The organism is Paenibacillus sp. FSL H3-0310, from assembly GCF_038002785.1.
In the GTDB taxonomy this organism is placed as follows: Bacteria; Bacillota; Bacilli; order Paenibacillales; family Paenibacillaceae; genus Paenibacillus_AQ; species Paenibacillus_AQ odorifer.
The window spans coordinates 301,483-320,532 of record NZ_JBBODC010000002.1 but is presented as its reverse complement, the minus strand read 5'-3'; the positions used below and the strand labels follow the sequence as shown (position 1 = coordinate 320,532).

17 protein-coding genes and 1 riboswitch are annotated in these 19,050 nt (G+C 48.8%); all 17 genes read left to right on the top strand.

Annotated features, from left to right (window positions below):
* The first annotated feature begins 125 nt into the window (after nt 1–125).
* The 17 genes from MHH63_RS20895 (at nt 126) to MHH63_RS20815 (ending at nt 18,920) form a co-directional block, all read left to right on the top strand.
* On the top strand, nt 126–1,349 hold the full coding sequence (locus tag MHH63_RS20895) for an MFS transporter (protein WP_081393633.1): 1,224 nt from the start codon (nt 126–128) through the stop codon (nt 1,347–1,349).
* Between the two features lie 90 nt (nt 1,350–1,439).
* Nucleotides 1,440–1,703, top strand: coding sequence for a DUF1294 domain-containing protein (locus MHH63_RS20890; protein ID WP_036680925.1), 264 nt, complete (start codon nt 1,440–1,442; stop codon nt 1,701–1,703).
* Nucleotides 1,704–1,743: 40 nt separating this feature from the next.
* The gene (locus MHH63_RS20885; protein ID WP_036680923.1) at nt 1,744–2,178 is read left to right on the top strand and encodes a universal stress protein; all 435 of its coding nucleotides are present in this window, start codon (nt 1,744–1,746) and stop codon (nt 2,176–2,178) included.
* A 233-nt stretch (nt 2,179–2,411) separates the two neighbouring features.
* Nucleotides 2,412–2,513: riboswitch (purine riboswitch) on the top strand.
* Nucleotides 2,514–2,818: 305 nt separating this feature from the next.
* Nucleotides 2,819–3,304, top strand: coding sequence for a 5-(carboxyamino)imidazole ribonucleotide mutase (purE, locus tag MHH63_RS20880; RefSeq protein ID WP_036680920.1), 486 nt, complete (start codon nt 2,819–2,821; stop codon nt 3,302–3,304).
* Entirely contained in the window at nt 3,273–3,509 is a 237-nt protein-coding gene (locus MHH63_RS20875; protein ID WP_256721077.1) for a hypothetical protein, read from the top strand. The genes purE and MHH63_RS20875 overlap by 32 nt, the downstream gene beginning before the upstream one ends.
* Nucleotides 3,412–4,533, top strand: a complete 1,122-nt coding sequence (gene purK, locus MHH63_RS20870; protein ID WP_254848780.1) for a 5-(carboxyamino)imidazole ribonucleotide synthase — start codon at nt 3,412–3,414, stop codon at nt 4,531–4,533. The genes MHH63_RS20875 and purK overlap by 98 nt, the downstream gene beginning before the upstream one ends.
* A gap of 5 nt (nt 4,534–4,538) precedes the next feature.
* Complete coding sequence (gene purB / locus MHH63_RS20865; RefSeq protein WP_036680917.1) at nt 4,539–5,834, top strand: adenylosuccinate lyase; 1,296 nt, start codon at nt 4,539–4,541, stop codon at nt 5,832–5,834.
* Nucleotides 5,835–6,320: 486 nt separating this feature from the next.
* Nucleotides 6,321–7,211: a phosphoribosylaminoimidazolesuccinocarboxamide synthase gene (locus MHH63_RS20860; protein ID WP_076279486.1), complete on the top strand. Its 891-nt coding sequence runs from the start codon at nt 6,321–6,323 to the stop codon at nt 7,209–7,211.
* Nucleotides 7,212–7,335: 124 nt separating this feature from the next.
* Complete coding sequence (gene purS, locus MHH63_RS20855; protein ID WP_036680912.1) at nt 7,336–7,581, top strand: phosphoribosylformylglycinamidine synthase subunit PurS; 246 nt, start codon at nt 7,336–7,338, stop codon at nt 7,579–7,581.
* A gap of 5 nt (nt 7,582–7,586) precedes the next feature.
* Entirely contained in the window at nt 7,587–8,276 is a 690-nt protein-coding gene (gene purQ / locus MHH63_RS20850) for a phosphoribosylformylglycinamidine synthase subunit PurQ (RefSeq protein WP_036680909.1), read from the top strand.
* The gene (gene purL, locus MHH63_RS20845; protein ID WP_038568661.1) at nt 8,254–10,500 is read left to right on the top strand and encodes a phosphoribosylformylglycinamidine synthase subunit PurL; all 2,247 of its coding nucleotides are present in this window, start codon (nt 8,254–8,256) and stop codon (nt 10,498–10,500) included. Before purQ ends, purL begins: the two co-directional genes overlap by 23 nt.
* Complete coding sequence (gene purF, locus MHH63_RS20840) at nt 10,485–11,981, top strand: amidophosphoribosyltransferase (protein ID WP_036680905.1); 1,497 nt, start codon at nt 10,485–10,487, stop codon at nt 11,979–11,981. The genes purL and purF overlap by 16 nt, the downstream gene beginning before the upstream one ends.
* Nucleotides 11,982–12,636: 655 nt before the next feature.
* Nucleotides 12,637–13,677: a phosphoribosylformylglycinamidine cyclo-ligase gene (gene purM, locus MHH63_RS20835; RefSeq protein WP_076128465.1), complete on the top strand. Its 1,041-nt coding sequence runs from the start codon at nt 12,637–12,639 to the stop codon at nt 13,675–13,677.
* Nucleotides 13,677–14,294 carry a phosphoribosylglycinamide formyltransferase gene (gene purN, locus MHH63_RS20830; protein ID WP_076128467.1) on the top strand — a complete coding sequence of 206 codons (618 nt, stop codon included), beginning with the start codon at nt 13,677–13,679 and terminating at the stop codon, nt 14,292–14,294. Before purM ends, purN begins: the two co-directional genes overlap by 1 nt.
* 206 nt (nt 14,295–14,500) lie before the next feature.
* Nucleotides 14,501–16,048, top strand: a complete 1,548-nt coding sequence (purH, locus tag MHH63_RS20825) for a bifunctional phosphoribosylaminoimidazolecarboxamide formyltransferase/IMP cyclohydrolase (RefSeq protein WP_076279485.1) — start codon at nt 14,501–14,503, stop codon at nt 16,046–16,048.
* 23 nt (nt 16,049–16,071) lie between these two features.
* Nucleotides 16,072–17,337, top strand: coding sequence for a phosphoribosylamine--glycine ligase (gene purD / locus MHH63_RS20820; protein ID WP_341172074.1), 1,266 nt, complete (start codon nt 16,072–16,074; stop codon nt 17,335–17,337).
* Between the two features lie 287 nt (nt 17,338–17,624).
* Nucleotides 17,625–18,920 carry an SEC-C metal-binding domain-containing protein gene (locus tag MHH63_RS20815; protein ID WP_341172073.1) on the top strand — a complete coding sequence of 432 codons (1,296 nt, stop codon included), beginning with the start codon at nt 17,625–17,627 and terminating at the stop codon, nt 18,918–18,920.
* Nucleotides 18,921–19,050 lie beyond the last annotated feature (130 nt).

The following is a 19,050-nucleotide window of genomic DNA, read 5'->3' as shown; positions in this document are numbered from 1 at the left end:
ATGATTAGAATAATGAAGGCTGCTGAGTGTGCTCAGCAGTCTTTTTTCTGTCCTAGTAAGTTTATGTGGTCTACGGATAGGCTTTGAATTAGAATGGTAAGCAAATGAGTGGAGCAGGTGATTAGGTGGCAGCTGAGCAGCAGGCGAATCCGTTGAAAGCGGCAGATCGCCCACAGGGGCAAGGAAGCAGCAGGTTTTTCTTTTTGGTTATTGTATTTATGTTTTGGTTCTCTTCTTATATTTATGTGCCGGTGCTTTCACCATATGTTGAGCATTTGGGAGCATCGTATTTTATGGTGGGCATGGTGCTTGGGATATATGGGTTAATGCAGATCCTATTCCGTATACCCATTGGCATCGGTTCAGATTATTTAAATAGGCGGCGGCCGTTTATCTATCTGGGATTGATTGCGAGTGGAGTCAGCTGTTTTCTTTTTATGTGGGGAGCACAGCCGGGTTGGGCGTTGGCAGCACGTGCGGTATCCGGGATAGCAGCATCGGCATGGGTTGTGTACTCTGTGATGTTCGCAGGTTATTTTCCAAAAGAGGAAGCTGGAAAAGCGATGGGCATGCTGCAATTCACTACAGTAATCGCCCAATTGACCAGCATGATGATCAGCGGCTATATGGTAGAGCATTGGGGCTGGAATGCCCCCTTCCTGATTGGTGGAATTGTAGCTATTGCGGCACTAATACTTGCGCTTCGGTTACCGGAACAAAAGCAGGAAAAACGGCAAAATGCCATACAGATCAAGGAACTGGCTGGTGTCGTAAAGGAACCTCTGCTGGTAAGAGTATCACTGTTGTCTGTGCTGGCGCACTGTGTGCTATTTATAACGATGTTCGGATATACTCCGAACCAGGCGCTGAATATCGGAGCAAGCAAAGAAAGCTTGGGCTGGCTAACACTCGCTTTTATGATTCCGCATGCCATCGCAACGCTCTACGGCTCACGTCTGTTTGGAGGGCTGCTGGGTGATAGAGGGAAGCTTATGCTAGGCTTTGCGGGAAGCGCACTGTTTACGCTGCTCATTCCTTCTATGCCGACGTTAGCGGCGCTTTGTCTGACTCAGGTGGGGAATGGTTTTATGCAGGGACTTATTTTTCCGCTGCTGTTGAGTAAATCCGTATCAGAAATAGATCCTTTTAAACGGGCTACAGCTATGGGCTTCTATCAGGCCGTTTATGCGATAGGGATGTCAGCAGGGCCATTCGTAGCAGGTTGGATGAGCTCTGTATATGGCTTGACCGGAGGATTCTGGTTAGGTGGAATTGCGGCGGTGTTGGCTACAATTTTATCCTGGGTATGGATGAAGGATACGAAGCAGAAGCAGCTAAAAGAAACTTAAAGACTTGGCAGAGCGTGTAAGGATGATTGGTTTTTTGTGCAAAAGGGGAATATAATAGAGATAGGAAGCAAGGAGGAGGAGCCCGGGAGAATGGTCAAGGTTGTAATGTTGTGGTTTGTGGTAATTAATATAATCGGGTATGTAGTGATGTCCGAGGACAAGAACAAAGCCCGCAAAAGGCGGGAACGTGTACCTGAGAAAACACTTTTTCTGCTGGCAGCCATGGGCGGCGCACTAGGTGTGCTGATTGCCATGTACCGTAAGCGCCACAAGACGCGTCATACATCTTTCAGGATCGGAATTCCGCTTCTGCTGCTGCTGAATATCTTTTTGTACAGCTATTTTTTAAGATAATAGTCTTTAGGATTACAAACTAGAAAAAGAGGTGGCGTACATGTTATTCTCTAAAATTTTGCTAGCCTATGACGGTTCAAAGGCTTCTAATCAAGCATTGGAGCGCGCAATTGAACTCGCTAAAGTCACACCAGGTTCTATATTGCATGTCGTACACGCATTTGAATTCCCAAGATTTTTTATCGGAGAAGCTCTTGCACCATTACCAGCTTCAGTAAATAAAGAATATTATGATTTGGCAGTGCAGACAACCGAGGAAGTGAAGGGACGCCTTGAGGCTGAAGGCCTGAATGCTGAGGTTGAGCTTTTACAAGGATCTCCTGCGGAAGTGATTTTGAAATATGCTAAGGAAAATGCTATAGACATCATAGTTATCGGCAGCCGTGGGCTTGGCGGTATACGTGAATTTGTTCTGGGCAGTGTCAGCCATAATGTAGTACAAAGCGCTCGTATTCCAGTGCTGGTTGTAAAATAATATAGAGTTCAAAGGGACGCTGATAGCGTTCCTTTTTTTCAATTTAAGGCTGTACAGGTCTTAATCTGGAGCTTAAACACCATAGAGCGCTAGAGGTAGGAGCGTACGGAAAGAAGTACTTCTTCACAAAATATAAGGTTATTGAGAATTTAAATTCGCCCAAAAGCGAACATTTATTATGGTGATTTTACCAATGTTCGTGTTTGAGTTGACATCATGTGTAGGGGATTGTTAAACTGATGTCATGAAGAGCTCGTATAAAACCGGGAATATGGCCCGGAAGTTTCTACCCGGGAACCGTAAATTACCGGACTACGAGGAAATAGGATGCTAGAATGCGATAATGCAGTCCAGATAATGGAGTGATGCATTGTGCAGCTTTCCGCGCTTAATGCCAGTTTGGTGAGAGGCAAGCGGGAGTGTTTTTTCCTAATTCCTTTACTAGTCCGATCCTCCCGCAGCAAAATGCGTCTGGACATCGGGCTTTTTTAATATAAGGAATAAGTTACACATAATACATCAACCTTATATTATTAAGGAAAACGATAGTCATCCCTGAAGGACGAGAATGTAGTCTCTGCTTGTTCGGATTTACAAGATAAAGATATCTCATACTAGTGATTGGAAGGTAGGTCGAATCATGTCTGTGCAGGTAGCTGTCATCATGGGTAGTAAGTCGGATTGGGATACGATGGAGCACGCTTGTGGGGTGCTGGAAGAGCTGGGTTTGTCTTATGAGAAGAAGGTAGTATCCGCGCACCGTACACCGGACTTGATGTTCCGCTATGCGGAGGAAGCCGCTGGCCGCGGTATTCGTGTGATTATTGCAGGAGCAGGCGGCGCCGCACATTTACCGGGTATGGTGGCTGCAAAGACGATCCTGCCAGTGATTGGAGTGCCCGTGCAGTCGAAAGCACTTAATGGGCTGGATTCGCTGCTCTCCATCGTGCAGATGCCTGGAGGCATACCGGTAGCAACGGTAGCTATTGGTAAAGCAGGCGCTGTAAATGCGGGCCTGCTGGCCGCACAGATCATCGGAGCGTTCGACCCTGAAGTGCAGCAGCGTGTGCAGCTGCGTCGGGATGCGATCCGCGATGAAGTATTGGAAAGCAGCGACAGCTTATGAGGCCGGAGGAGCTGAAGCTGCAGGAGGCTGGCGGCGCAGCTTCGCCAGCCGCACAAGCGTCCGGTGCAGACACCGTCCGGACGCTGCTGCCCGGCTCGACCGTCGGCGTGCTCGGCGGCGGGCAGCTCGGGCGCATGATGGCGCTGGCCGGCAGCGCCATGGGGTACCGCTTCGTGGCGCTGGATCCTGCGCCGGATGCGCCTAGCGGTCAAGTTACGCCGCAGATTACGGCGGCGTATAACGACCGGGACGCGGCGCGGGAGCTGGCCCGCCGCGCGGACGTCATCACGTACGAGTTCGAGAACGTCGACGCGGGCGTAGCCGCGCTGCTGGCGGAAGAATCGTACGTGCCGCAGGGCAGCGCGCTGCTGTATACCACGCAGCATCGGCTGCGCGAAAAAGCCGCCATCGAGGCGGCGGGCGTTCCGGTCGCCCCGTACCGGAAGGTGGACAGCCTTGCGGAGCTAAAAGAGGCGGCGGCTGAACTTGGACTACCTTGTGTGCTCAAGACAGCCACAGGCGGTTATGACGGCAAGGGTCAAGCTGTGATTCGTCAGGAAGAAGAGCTGGAAGAAGCTTTCCGGCAGGTTGCACCCGGTGAGGTGATTCCGGAGCTGGTGCTTGAGAAGTTTGTAGCTTTTCAATGCGAAATATCCGTTGTTGCTGCACGTAGTGCATCTGGGGAGGTCAAAAGCTTCCCGCCTTCTGAGAACATTCATGTAAACAATATTTTGCATCTGTCCATTGTGCCTGCAAGAGTGTCAGCGGACATTCAGCGCAGAGCTTGCGAGCTGGCTGAGACTTTAATCGCAGGCCTGAATGCGGTTGGACTGCTTGCCGTGGAAATGTTCGTCACAGCGGACGGTGAATTGTTCGTCAATGAGCTGGCACCAAGGCCGCATAATTCCGGCCATTACACCATGGATGCTTGCGTGACCTCACAGTTCGAGCAGCATGTCCGGGCGATTTGTAATCTGCCGCTGGGCGATACAACGCTTTTGACACCTGTAGTTATGGTAAATGTATTAGGTCAGCATTTGGATGGTGCGATTAAAGCGACCTGTACACATGAGGAAAAAGATAATAAGCTGGGTATTGTACCTAAGCTTCATATATATGGCAAGACTGAGAGTAAGACTGGTCGTAAGATGGGTCATATCAATCTGCTGTGCAAGGATACCGGAGACGGCTTATCCTGGGTGGAGCAATCTAAACTTTGGAGGAACTAAAGAATATGATCGAACGTTACAGCAGACCCGAGATGCGGGCCATTTGGACTGAGGAGAATAAATTCAAAGCATGGCTGGAAGTGGAAATATGCGCTTGTGAAGCATGGGCGGAGCTGGGAGTCATCCCACATGAAGACGCTGCTAAGCTGCGTAAGGATGCTAAATTCGACATCGCACGTATTGATGAAATCGAACAGGAAACACGTCATGACGTAATCGCCTTTACTCGTGCGGTTTCCGAAAGCCTTGGCGCAGAACGCAAATGGGTACACTACGGCCTTACTTCCACAGATGTGGTGGATACAGCACTGGGTTACTTGTTGCGTCAAGCGAATGAGATTCTAGAGAAGGATATTATTAACTTCATTGAGATCCTTAAAGATAAAGCTATTGCTTATAAAGATACACCGATGATGGGCCGTACACATGGGGTTCATGCTGAGCCAACTACTTTTGGTCTGAAAATGGCATTGTGGTACGAAGAAATGAAACGTAACCTGGAGCGTTTCCGCCATGCTGCGAACGGTGTGCAATTTGGCAAAATCTCCGGAGCCGTGGGTACGTATGCCAACATCGATCCATTCGTAGAAGAATTTGTCTGCCGTAAGCTGGGTACAAGCCCTGCACCGATCTCGACACAAACTCTACAGCGCGACCGTCACGCTGAATATATGGCAGCTCTTGCTCTGGTAGCAACCTCGCTAGACAAATTCGCTACCGAAATCCGCGCTCTGCAAAAGAGTGAGATTCGCGAAGTAGAAGAAGCTTTTGCCAAAGGTCAAAAGGGTTCATCTGCTATGCCGCATAAACGGAATCCTATTGGCTGCGAGAATATTTCCGGTCTGTCCCGCGTGATTCGCGGACATATGGTTACAGCTTACGAGAACGTGCCGCTCTGGCATGAACGCGATATCTCGCACTCTTCAGTGGAGCGTATCATCCTTCCGGATGCAACAATGCTATTGAACTACATGCTGAACCGTTTCGGAAACATCGTGAAGAACCTGACTGTATTCCCAGAGAATATGAAGCGTAACATGAACCGTACCTTCGGCGTTCCTTTCTCTGGCCGGATCTTAACCAAGCTGATTGATAAAGGCTTCAGCCGCGAGCAAGCGTACGATACCGTTCAACCACGTGCGATGCAAGCTTGGGAAGAGCAAAAGCAGTTCCGTGATATCGTGGAAGCTACACCTGAAATCACTAATGTCCTCACCCCAGAAGAGATTGAAGATGCATTTAACCCTTCTTGGCACCTTAAGCATGTGGATACCATCTTCCGCAAGCTAGAACTTATCTAAGAAAAGATAAGTTAGTGGTGAACTAAGGAGCTAGGAATAGTACGAGCGGTTAAGGTTGTGCAGAATTGAAATGCAACTGGTCGATAAGGAACGGAGAGAAATTTTGGAACTGTAGAAGCGTTAGCGTTCGCCTTTATCCTCGGATTTCTACCACGTGCAGTGGTTCAAATCAGGAAATCTGAGGATAACAGCGATCGGAAGTCCAAACATTCCTCGGAGTTACGCCTTTGAGACTCTAAAAAAGATAAGTTAGTGGTGAACTAAGGAACTAGGAATAAAAGAAATCGGTCGAAGGAGTAATGGAGAGGAAGTTTGGAACTGTAGAAGCGTAGCGTTCGCCTTTATCCTCGGATTTCTACCGCGAGAAGCGGTTCAAATCAAGAAATCTGAGGATAACAGCGATCGGAAGTCCAAACATTCCTCGGAAGTGCTTCCTCCTAGACCAGCCCAACTTAGGAAGATCATTAGTTCAAGGGAGGAAAGGTCATGACATCATCGGCCGTATCCACAGCCGTGGAACTCATCAATGCGCCGCTGCTCTACAAAGGGAAGGTTCGTGAGCTATACGATTTAGGGGAAAATGTACTGATCGTAGTTACAGATCGGATATCTGCTTTTGACTATGTGCTGGACCCGGCAGTCCCTGAAAAGGGCAATGTGCTTAACCGTCTGAGCGCGTTCTGGTTCGGACAGACTAAAGAGCTGATGGAGAATCATGTCGTTCATATCGATGTGGATCTGCTCGGCGACGTAGTTAAGGACAAAGAGGCTCTCAGAAACCGTGTCATGGTGGTACGTAAAGCTGAGCGTATTGATATCGAATGCGTAGTGCGTGGATGCATCACTGGCGGCGGCTGGAGACAGTATCAAGAAACCGGCAAGGTAAATGGTATTGAACTTCCTGCTAACCTCCGCAAAAACGCGCTGCTGGCAGAACCGATTTTTACTCCTGCGGCTAAAAATGATGTAGGTCACGATGAGGATATTCCGTTTGAGAAAATGCAGGAATTAATCGGAGCTGATCTGGCGCTTGAGCTGCAGGAAAAGAGCTTAAAGCTGTTCGCTTTTGCTAGAGAGTATTGTGCTGAGCGTGGGATCATTCTTGCGGACTGCAAATTCGAATTCGGCTTGTTGGACGGTAAGGTGATTCTGATCGATGAGATTTTTACACCGGATGCTTCCCGCTTCTGGGCTAAGGATAAATACGCGCTTGATATTGAAATTGATAGTATGGATAAAGAGCCTGTTCGTACGTATCTATCTGCATCTTCCTGGGACAAGAATAGTAAACCTGATCCGCTCCCACTGGAAGTAGTAGAAGAAACTACACGGCGTTATCTGGACATTTATCATCGTCTTACTGGCAAGTCTTTATAGTTCAACATAGTGTGTGCACTCATGGGAATAAATTCAGTATATATTTTTGAAGCTAAATGTACTCATTGTAGAATTTCAGTTTCAGAGGGTATGCTCATTAAAATTTAGGAGGAACTACAAGCATATGTTAAAAGCGACGGTATATGTCACCATAAAGAAAAGCGTTCTTGATCCACAAGGGGTAGCAGTACAAGGAGCACTTCATTCGGTAGGCTTCCAAGAAGTTGAAAGCTTGCGTATCGGGAAATATATGGAGCTGACTTTGGATACGGATAACCGTGCTGAAGCGGAAGTTCGTCTCAAGGAAATGTGCGAAAAGCTACTTGCCAACACGGTGATCGAGGATTACCGCTACGAATTGGAGGACTAAACGACATGAAATTTGCTGTACTTGTCTTCCCAGGCTCCAACTGTGATATTGATTGCTACAAGGCGGTAGAGGACAGTCTCGGCGAACCAGTCGATTATGTGTGGCATACAGCGACGGATTTGTCGGCGTATGATTGCATTTTGGTTCCAGGCGGATTCTCATATGGTGATTACTTGCGCTGTGGCGCGATTTCGAGATTTGCTCCTGTTATGGCGGAAGTTGCTAAAGCAGCAGAGCAAGGGAAATATGTGCTAGGCATTTGCAATGGGTTCCAAATTCTTACTGAGGCTGGTTTGCTGCCAGGTGCGCTTCGCCGCAACATGTCGATGAAGTTCCGCTGTCACGATACAGTGCTTAAGGTTGTTAATAATGAAACCCCATTTACTATTGACTATGCTAAAGATGAAGAAATCATCATCCCAATCGCACACGGTGAAGGAAACTACTACTGTGATGACGAGACTTTGGCAGAGCTGAAAGCTAACAATCAGATCGTGTTTACCTATAGCGATAATCCTAACGGCTCCGTAGCCGATATTGCGGGTGTTAGTAACGTACAAGGGAATGTGGTTGGCATGATGCCTCACCCTGAGCGCGCGGCTAATAGTTTACTTGGTTCAGAAGACGGCAAAAGAATGTTTACATCCATACTGAAGACTTGGAGGGATCGTCATGACGCAGCAAGTATCCGTTAAGGAACCGACCGCAGAACAGATTGCGGAGCAGAAAATTTACAGCCAGTTCGGTGTGTCGGACAGCGAATATGAGCTGATCAAGTCTTTTATGGGACGTTTGCCGAACTACACTGAAATCGGCGTATTCAGCGTAATGTGGTCCGAGCACTGTGCCTATAAGAACTCCAAACCCCTCCTGAAACGTTTCCCAATTTCCGGACCACGTGTCCTGATGGGACCTGGCGAGGGTGCAGGGATTGTAGATATCGGTGACAACCAAGCGGTTGTTTTCAAAATCGAAAGTCATAACCACCCTTCAGCGGTAGAACCTTTCCAAGGTGCGGCAACGGGTGTCGGCGGGATTATTCGTGATATTTTCTCCATGGGCTCCAGACCTATCGCAATCCTCAATTCACTACGTTTCGGGAAGCTGGAAAGTGATCGAGTGAAGTATTTGTTCGAACATGTAGTGTCTGGTATTGCTGGTTATGGTAACTGTATCGGGATTCCAACGGTTGGCGGCGAAATCATGTTTGATGATAGCTATGACGGCAATCCGCTAGTTAACGCAATGTGTGTGGGTCTGATCGATCATGACAAAATCCAACGTGGTGTAGCTAAGGGCGTAGGCAACCCTGTCTTCTATGTAGGCCCTCCTACAGGACGTGATGGAATTCATGGTGCTACTTTTGCATCGGTAGAGCTTAGTGAGGAATCAGAAGCTAAACGTACCGCTGTACAAGTCGGCGATCCATTTATGGAAAAGCTCGTTATGGAATCTTGTCTAGAACTGATCGACAGCGGCATCGTTATCGGGATTCAGGATATGGGCGCAGCGGGTCTTACATGCTCTAGTGCGGAGATGGCAAGTAAAGCAGGCAATGGTCTGGAGCTGTATCTTGATCAGGTGCCACAACGTGAAGAGGGCATGACGCCTTACGAAATGATGCTTTCAGAATCACAAGAACGGATGTTGTTCGTCGTTGAGCCGAAGGATGAGGCCCAGGCACAAGAGATTTTTGACCGCTGGGGTGTTATCTGCTGTAAAGTCGGTAAAGTTACGGATGATGGCCGCTTGAAATTGTATCATCACGGCGAGGTTGTTGGTGACATGCCAGTAACGGCGCTCGTGGATGAGTGTCCAGTATATAACAAACCTTCTGAGGTTCCTGCTTATTATATTGCGAATGAAAAGGTAGATACCCTTCGTTATGAGGAAGTTACGGATCTGGGCGGTGCATTGCGTACAGTACTTGGATCACCAACCGTAGCAAGTAAAGCATGGGTATACAATCAATACGATTACATGGTGCGGACGAGCACAGCTGTACGTCCTGGATCTGACGCGGCTGTAGTTACCATTCATGGTACTCGTAAAGGACTTGCGATGACTACAGACTGTAATGGCCGTTATGTTCATCTTGATCCTGAAGTGGGTGGACGTATTGCAGTCAGCGAAGCGGCACGTAACATCGTTTGTTCCGGTGCTGAACCGCTGGCTATTACGGATAATCTGAACTTTGGAAATCCTGAGAAGCCTGATGTGTTCTGGCAAATGGAGCGTGCGGTTGATGGTATGGCTGAAGCATGTCGTGTGCTGGATACTCCGGTGATCGGTGGTAATGTCAGTCTTTATAACGAAAATACTACGGGTTCCATCTATCCAACGCCGGTTGTCGGCATGGTTGGTTTAGTAGCGGACACGGATCATATTACGACTCAAGGGTTCAAGCAAGAAGGAGATTCCATTCTTCTGCTGGGAGTGACCAAGGCTGAGCTGGGCGGCAGTGAATTCCAATATGCTGTTCATGGTGTGACCGAAGGTCGTCCTCCGGCTTTGGATTTGGCTACTGAGAAAAAACTGCTGAATGCAGTCCTTACCTCAATTCGTGGCGGTCTGGTGCGTTCCGCACATGACTTGTCCGAAGGTGGACTTGCCGTAGCGCTTGCAGAGAGCTGTATCAGCGGCGGAATCGGAGCGAACGTTGAGCTTTCAGCTAATGGTCTTAGATCTGATGTAGCATTGTTCAGCGAAAGCCAATCACGCATTGTGCTGACAGCAGCTCCTGAACGTGCCGAAGAGCTGAAAGCAGCGATTGCAGCCAGCGGTGTTCCCGTGGAGATCATCGGAACTGTAGGTGGAGACAGACTGCGCGTAAATCTGGACGGCGTGTCCGCACTAGATGAAGCTGTAGCAGAATTGAAATTCGTTTGGGAGGATGCTATTCCATGTCTTATGAAATAAAGACCGGGAAAGAGCAGGAGACTCCTATCCTGTGGACTGGTGACTTTTACAATGAAGGAACGGGCTCGGGAGATATTTTTGACACATTAAAAGAAGAATGCGGCGTTTTCGGGGTCTTCGGACACCCGGAAGCGGCGTCCATGTCTTATTACGGCTTACACGCCTTACAACACCGTGGAGAAGAAAGTGCGGGAATCTGCGTAGCAGACGGTCGCGATTTCAACTATCACCGCGGGATGGGGTTAGTAAAAGAAGTATTCGACAAGGACAAAATTGCCTCATTGGTTGGAGACATGTCCATTGGGCATGTACGTTATTCCACTAGTGGAGACAGTCGCTTAACCAATGCGCAGCCACTGGTATTTAAATATCGTGACGGCGATTTGGCAATTGCTACGAACGGCAACATAGTAAATGAACCGTTGATCCGCAAACAACTGGAGCAAAGCGGATCGATCTTTCAAACTACGAGTGATACAGAAGTGCTGGCGCATTTAATTGCCCGTTCGCCAAAGGATTTTGTTGAAGCGGCAAAAGATGCGCTGCAGCAGCTCGTTGGCGGGTTTGCTTTTCTGCTTATGACAAATGATAAGTTAATTGTCGCTTCAGATTCCCATGGCTTGCGTCCGCTAGTGATGGGACGGATTGGTGAAGCTTATATTTTTGCTTCCGAGTCCTGCGCATTAGAGGTCATTGGGGCACAGCTGGTTCGAGATATTGAGCCGGGTGAACTGCTAGTCCTCGACAAAAACGGTCTCTTGGAGGACCGTTTTACCGAACCCAAACGTAAAGCGCTGTGCGCGATGGAGTATATTTACTTCTCACGCCCAGACAGTGATATGAACGGCTCTAACCTGCACTCCGCCCGTAAGCGGATGGGTAGCCGCATGGCACTGGAAGCTTTTGTCGATGCTGATCTCGTAACCGGTGTGCCGGATTCCAGTATTTCAGCAGCCATCGGGTATGCCGAGCAAACGGGAATTCCTTATGAGCTTGGGCTCATTAAGAATAAGTACACTGGACGGACCTTCATCCAGCCGAGCCAAGAACTGCGTGAGCAAGGTGTGAAGATGAAGCTGAGCGCCGTGCGCAGCGTAGTTGATGGCAAACGTGTCGTTATGATCGATGATTCTATCGTTCGTGGCACGACCTCACGCCGAATCGTCAATCTGCTTAGGGAAGCGGGAGCTGTTGAAGTGCATGTGCGGATTACTTCGCCACCGTTCAAGAATCCTTGCTTCTACGGCATTGATACACCAGACCGCCGCGACCTCATCGCGTCCTACAAGACCATTGAGGAAATGTGCGAAGAGATCAACGCCGATTCCCTGGCATTTTTGTCGCCGGAAGGCTTAATCTCTTCCATTGGTGGACACAACAAAGATGACTACAAAGGCGGACTTTGCCTTTCTTGCTTTGATAATGATTACCCGACACAGGTGGATTTTGGCGGGGCAGAGAAAGATGGCTGCTCGTGTTGACATCCCCCTAAGTCCCCCTTTCAAAGGGGGATTCCGAAGGGCTCTGCCCTCCGGCCACCCGAAAGCTCGGCGGTAGGAGTTAGGTTATAACTTGCTAAGAAGACTTGGGTACGAGTGCTCGCTTTGTCCCTGTGTGCTGCGCACGGACGGGACACGCTTTACGGCGCTCCGCCCCCCGGCTGCATCCGCCGCCGGGACTGGCTCGCCAAGCTTCCCTCTGTTTGCTTCGCAAATACGAGGGCCGCTTGTCTCGCTAAGGTGGCGCTCGGTTGCACCCTAAGCGCCAAGAGCAGCTCCCCAAGCTCGTCCCTGTTTGCTACGCAAATGCGCTACTCGCTTGTTTCGCTAGAAGAGGTTGCATGGCGCAGCTCATGCACCGAGGTCTTGAGGTCCGTGTGCAAGGCGCGCACTGCGGCTTGCAATAGGGACAAACCGGTGGTTGGAGGGAGTTATGGAGAGGAAGTTTGGAACTGTAGAAGCGTAGCGTTCGCCTTTATGGTTGGATTTCTACCGCGAAGAGCGGTTCGAATCAGGAAATCCAACCATAACAGCGATCGGAAGTCCAAACATTCCTCGCAATAACTCCCCTGCAACCACCCAAAAGCCGAATGCGCCCAAACGCGCTCTAAACTATTAAAAGATGAGGTGTCCAATAGTGTCGGAAGCTTATAAAAACGCCGGAGTGGATATTGCGGCTGGTAATGAAGCGGTAGAACGCATGAAAAAGCACGTAAAACGTACTTACCGTCCAGAAGTAATGACGGATCTTGGTGGGTTCGGAGCGCTGTTTGGCCTCAATAAAGATAAATATGAAGAGCCAGTGCTTGTATCGGGAACCGATGGTGTAGGCACAAAGCTCAAAATCGCGTTCGCGGCAGATCGCCATGACACGATTGGCATCGATGCTGTAGCTATGTGCGTGAACGACATTGTAGTGCAAGGCGCAGAGCCACTCTTTTTCCTCGACTATCTGGCTTGCGACAAAGTGGTGCCGGAGAAAATCGAGGCTATCGTAGCCGGAATCGCTGAAGGCTGTCACCAAGCGGGTTGTGCACTGATTGGCGGCGAAACGGCTGAGATGCCGGGTATGTATTCAGCAGGTGAATATGATATTGCTGGATTCACAGTGGGCGTAGCTGACAAAGCGAAGCTGGTAACAGGCGCTAACATCGCTGCTGGAGACACAGTGATTGGTCTGGCTTCCAGTGGTGTGCACAGCAATGGCTTCTCGCTGGTGCGCAAGCTTTTGCTTGAGCAAGAGGGTTATGGCCTGAATGACGTGCTTCCTGAGCTTGGTGCTCCGCTGGCGGATGTACTCCTTGCACCAACTAAGATTTATGTGAAGCCTTTGCTGGCACTGCTGGAGCAGCTTCCGGTAAAAGGTATGGCTCATATTACGGGTGGCGGATTCATCGAGAATATCCCACGCGTATTGCCTGATAATGTAGATGTGGAGATCAATTACGGATCGTGGCCGATTCTGCCAATCTTCGGGTTGATGCAGAACAAAGGTAACGTAAGCAACCGTGATATGTTCACTACTTTTAATATGGGAATTGGTCTTGTTCTGGTAGTTAGCGCTGCTGATGGAGAACGCGCTCTTGAACTGCTTAAAGCTAGCGGAGAAGAGGCGTATATCATTGGTAAAGTAACAGAAGGGGAACGCAAAGTAACCTTTACTGGAGCTGAAGTGTGATGCAATCAAGTCGAATCGCTGTTTTTGCTTCGGGGCAGGGCAGCAATTTTGCAGCACTGATCGAGGCACAGAAAGCAGGTTTGCTTGGAGACGGCAGGATTGAATTGCTTGTCTCGGACAAGCCGGAAGCGCCTGTAGCACAACGTGCGGAGGATGCGGGAATTCCCGCCCTCTTGCTGCGGCCAAAAGACTTCGCCAGCCGTGAACTCTACGAAGCAGAGATTGTAGCAGAGCTTCAGCGGCGGGAAATCGGGCTGGTTGTGTTGGCAGGGTATATGCGCCTCATTACACCAGTGCTTTTAACGCCGTATGCGGGTCGGATTATTAACATTCACCCATCGCTGCTGCCTGCTTTTGCTGGAAAGGATGCGATCGGACAAGCGCTGGATTATGGCGTGAAGCTGACGGGAGTCACTGTGCATTTTGTCGATGGAGGTATGGATACCGGGCCAGTTATTGCTCAGCGTAGCGTAGTTGTGTTGGATAACGACACGGCAGATTCATTGGCGGAACGGATTCATAAGGTTGAGTATGAGTTGTACCCTGAAGTGGTTGGCGCTTTTGCCAGCGGGAAAGTGGAACTGAGTGGAAGAAAGACGATTATCCGCGAAAAGTAAGCCACACTGTAGCCATTCGAAGTTTTGGATCGACATTTGGTGACAGGCGGAGAGATTTCAGGGTATTTCTCGGGAAATATTGCATAAGCGGCATTATGTGTCGTGTAGTAGGTAATAGAGTCAGATTCTTTCTTATAGTAATTTCCCAAGCTTTTAGATGTCATCACATTAAATCGCACGTACAACCCGAAGGAGGACTATTCAAAGTGAGTATCAAAAGAGCGCTAGTTAGCGTATCGGATAAACAAGGTATCGTGGATTTTTGCCGCGAGTTGTCTGCATTAGGCGTAGAGATTATTTCCACAGGTGGAACAAGCACGCTTTTGGCTAAGGAAGGTGTTCCAGTCATCGGTATTTCCGATGTTACAGGATTCCCGGAAATCATGGATGGACGTGTCAAAACCTTGCACCCGGCTGTACACAGCGGATTGCTAGCGGTTCGTGACAATGAGGAACACACGCGTCAAATGAAAGAGCTTGGTCTGGACTACATTGATCTGGTAGTAGTAAATCTGTATCCGTTCGCGGAAACCATTGCTAAACCGGATGTATCGTATGAAGAAGCCATCGAGAATATCGATATCGGCGGACCGACGATGCTGCGTTCTGCGGCGAAGAACCATGCTTTTGTAAGTGTAGTGGTAGATGCTAACGACTATGCTACAGTGCTTGAAGAGGTTCGCGCAGGTGGAGATACAACGCTGGAAACACGCAAACGTCTTGCGGCAAAAGTGTTCCGTCATACGGCGGCTTACGATGCCTTAATTTCCGATTATTTGGCTAATGTTACTGGCGAACCGCTTCCTGAGCGCTACACCGTGACTTATGAGAAAATTCAGGATCTGCGCTATGGCGAGAATCCGCATCAAAAAGCGGCTTTCTATCGCAAGCCTTTGGCTGCGGGGGATACTCTTACAGCAGCTGAGCAATTGCATGGCAAAGAATTATCCTACAACAATATCAACGATGCTAACGCAGCGCTGCAAATCGTGAAAGAATTTGAAGAACCTGCTGTCGTAGCCATTAAACATATGAATCCTTGTGGTGTAGGTGTCGGTGAAAGTGTATACGAAGCTTATCAAAAAGCTTACAACGCAGACCCAACCTCTATCTTTGGCGGAATTGTAGCCGCTAACCGGATTATCGATGCAGACACTGCTAATCTGCTGAAAGAGATTTTCCTCGAAATCGTATTGGCGCCAGGGTTTACGGATGAAGCACTGGAAATCCTTACGAAGAAAAAGAACCTGCGTTTGCTCAAAATCGGCAATCTTAGCACGGCTAGCGCGCGTAAGAGCAGCTTCGTAGTCACCTCTATTGATGGAGGAATGGTTGTACAGGAGAGCGATGTGCATTCTGTGAACCCGGATGATCTGCAAGTTGTTACGGACCGTAAGCCAACCGAAGAAGAATTGAAACAGCTGTTGTTCGGCTGGAAGGTAGTTAAGCATGTGAAATCTAATGCGATTGTATTAGCGGCGGATGATATGACAGTTGGCGTAGGTGCAGGGCAAATGAACCGCGTTGGCGCGGCAAAAATTGCGATTGAACAAGCTGGCGAGAAGTCCAAAGGATCAGTCCTTGCCTCTGACGCCTTCTTCCCAATGGGAGATACACTTGAAATGGCAGCTAAAGCAGGCATTACCGCAGTTATTCAGCCAGGCGGCTCCATTAAAGACGAAGAATCGATCAAGGTCGCGAATGAGTATGGAATTGCTATGGTCTTCACAGGCGTCCGTCATTTCAAACACTAGAACGCTGGGAGGATTTTATTCTAATGGATATTTTAGTGGTTGGCGGCGGCGGCCGGGAGCATACGATTATTTGGAGCCTGTCCCAAAGCCCCAAGGTTGGTAAAATCTATTGCGCACCCGGCAACGCCGGGATCGCGCAGCTAGCAGAATGTGTGCCTATCGGTGTGTTCGAGTTCGATCGTCTGACGGCTTTTGCCAAAGAGAAGGAAGTTGGCCTTGTCGTAATCGGACCGGATGATCCGTTAGCAGGGGGCATTGTGGATGCTTTTGAAGCACAGGCTATTCCAGTGTTTGGTCCACGTAAGAATGCAGCTGAGATCGAAGGCAGCAAAACCTTTATGAAGGATCTTTTGCACAAATATAATATTCCGACAGCAGCCTATGAAAAATTTGATGGCTATGAAGCTGCACTGGCTTACTTACGCGAGCAACCGCTGCCGATCGTAATCAAGGCAGATGGGCTTGCCGCAGGAAAAGGCGTGACCGTTGCCTATTCACGGGAAGAGGCAGAGCAGGCACTAGCTGATATTATGGTAACCAAAGTGTTTGGTGAGGCTGGTGCTCAAGTTGTCATTGAAGAGTTCCTAGCGGGTCAGGAAATGTCGATTTTGGCTTTTGTTGATGGAGAGACAGTTCGTCCGATGGCTGCCGCTCAGGATCATAAGCCCGCTTACGATGGAGATAAAGGTCCTAATACCGGTGGAATGGGTACCTATTCGCCTCTGCCGCATATCGACGAGGCGATTATCCAAGAAGCGATTGAGACCATCATTAAGCCAACAGCCAAGGCTATGGTAGCTGAAGGCCGTTCTTTCAGCGGCGTTTTGTTCGCAGGGCTGATGATTTCTCCAGAAGGTAAACCAAAGACCATCGAATTTAATGCCCGGTTTGGGGATCCGGAGACACAGGTCGTGCTGCCTAGATTGAAGAGCGACTTGTTAGAAATCTTTTTGGCAGTAACCGAGGGCAGACTTGCGGATATCGACATTGAATGGAGCGACGAAGCAGCGGTGTGCGTGGTTCTCGCTTCTGGAGGATATCCAGGCTCTTATCCTAAGGGAGTGCCGATCGAAGGGCTTGAGGACAGCCAAGGAGGGCTGATCTTCCATGCCGGTACAGCACGGGGGGCAGATGGCAGCTGGGTAACGAACGGCGGACGGGTCTTAGGCGTGGTAGGCCTGGGTGCTACGATTGCCGAAGCTCGTTCAGCAGCCTATGCTAGGGCTGAAGGAATCTCTTTTTCCGGGAAACAGAATCGCAGCGACATCGCTATGAAGGCTCTGGTATAAGGATAAAGCACTGTATCTAGCAATTTTTTGCGCTTTAAGTCCTAAAAAAGGACTGACAAGTGATAGAAGAAGTGCTATAATACTACACGTACGGGGGAAAATGTGCGGATATATACAGATAAGGGCCTTTCCGATCATGGGAAGGCCCTTTTAAATCGGAGTCCTTCAGACTTTGTGCAGTAACCTTATAAAGGATGCCTCGTGCCTGAAAATGTTGATACTTATAGTGCATACTAGCGATACGCTTATGGCGAATGGCTACTCACAGATTTAAGGGGGAATTCGTTTTGAGTAAGATTGGAAGAAATGATATGTGTCCTTGCGGAAGCGGGAAAAAATATAAGAAATGCTGCCTAGGGAAAGAAACTTCTGCAGTGGAATCCATCATGCGACTGGTAACAACGGAAGAATCCGCTGCTACTGTGGCTGTGGCCGAGAAACCAGAAGCGGCAGCAATTCCTGAAGCTAAGCTTACCCTAACTACGCTCAAAAAAAAGGTGTCACGTGATCTGAAATGGGAGCATCCGGCGCATGAACAATTGGCTCTGCATCTTATTGAGACCATGAGAGACAGCTATGACCGGGAGCTAATCTGGGAAGGCCTGGTTCTATGGAATGGTTATTCCCGTCACATCAAGCCTGCAGTGAAGAAAATGGGCTCCTTCTGTGCAGCTATCGAGTTTATCTTGTCTGAGGAATATGGATTCCTTCAAACTCAAGCTGATCTAGCGATCAAACATGAGGTTACTGCACCTACCATCTCCAGAAAAGTTAAAGAGATGCTTAATTATATCGAACAGTACGGCATGGGCGGGGCAGAGGAAGAATTACTTTTGCTCAACGTTTCAGGCACTCCGAAGGATCAGGAACAGGCTTTGCTGCAAAAAGCAATGGAAACTAAAGCATCCAATCGTCGGATCCAGCTAGCAGAAGCGGCATTGGAAGTTTATCCGGACAGTCCGGACGCCTATCTCATTTTGGCTGAGGAAGCCGAGAATGAAGCAGATGCCCGTGCTTATCTGAAAGCAGGGATGGAAGCGGGTGCGCGTGAGCTTGGAGAAGCCTTTTTCACTGAGAACAAAGGACATTTCTGGGGTCTTTACGAGACACGTTCGTACATTCGAATCTGCAAAAGCTACGCTGACTCCTGCTGGTTTAGCGGAGATGCAGAAGAAGCACAAAAGACGCTGGAGCACATTCTAGAATTGAACCCAGAAGATAACACAGGTGCACGTTACCTTCTAACGGCAACGTACCTTTACACTAATAAGCTTAAGAAGACTGAGAAGGTACTGGAGAAGTTCGGCAAGGATGCAGCAGCAACAGTAGCATATGACCGAATGGTTTTAGAATATAAGAAGAACGGGATCACTTCCCAGCTCAAAATGCTCTACCGCGTGGCGAAGAATGTGAACAAGCATGTGCCGGATTATCTGTTAGGTATCAAAAGATTGCCGCATAACCTGCCTGATTTTGTAGGCGTGGGTGACGCTAACGAGGCTATCGAATATGTTATTGTACATTCACGTTTGTGGACAAGCTTACCAGACCTGGTGAAGTGGATGCTGAAGCAACAGGACTAGTAGGTTTCATAGCATAGGGATAGCAAATATTAGTAAGAGACTATAGGGTTCCTTTAGTCTCTTTTTCTTTATCACTGATTAGGATGCTTGAAAAAATGTCCTCGGGAGAGTATGTTACAAGAAGTAGAAT

Coding starts and splice junctions, on each gene's coding strand:
- purQ (WP_036680909.1), top strand. CDS start 7,587: ATGAAATTTGCTGTACTTGTCTTCCCAGGCTCCAACTGTGATATTGAT.
- MHH63_RS20890 (WP_036680925.1), top strand. CDS start 1,440: ATGGTCAAGGTTGTAATGTTGTGGTTTGTGGTAATTAATATAATCGGG.
- purE (WP_036680920.1), top strand. CDS start 2,819: ATGTCTGTGCAGGTAGCTGTCATCATGGGTAGTAAGTCGGATTGGGAT.
- purF (WP_036680905.1), top strand. CDS start 10,485: ATGTCTTATGAAATAAAGACCGGGAAAGAGCAGGAGACTCCTATCCTG.
- purS (WP_036680912.1), top strand. CDS start 7,336: ATGTTAAAAGCGACGGTATATGTCACCATAAAGAAAAGCGTTCTTGAT.
- purL (WP_038568661.1), top strand. CDS start 8,254: ATGACGCAGCAAGTATCCGTTAAGGAACCGACCGCAGAACAGATTGCG.
- purN (WP_076128467.1), top strand. CDS start 13,677: ATGCAATCAAGTCGAATCGCTGTTTTTGCTTCGGGGCAGGGCAGCAAT.
- MHH63_RS20875 (WP_256721077.1), top strand. CDS start 3,273: ATGAAGTATTGGAAAGCAGCGACAGCTTATGAGGCCGGAGGAGCTGAA.
- purB (WP_036680917.1), top strand. CDS start 4,539: ATGATCGAACGTTACAGCAGACCCGAGATGCGGGCCATTTGGACTGAG.
- purD (WP_341172074.1), top strand. CDS start 16,072: ATGGATATTTTAGTGGTTGGCGGCGGCGGCCGGGAGCATACGATTATT.
- MHH63_RS20860 (WP_076279486.1), top strand. CDS start 6,321: ATGACATCATCGGCCGTATCCACAGCCGTGGAACTCATCAATGCGCCG.
- MHH63_RS20885 (WP_036680923.1), top strand. CDS start 1,744: ATGTTATTCTCTAAAATTTTGCTAGCCTATGACGGTTCAAAGGCTTCT.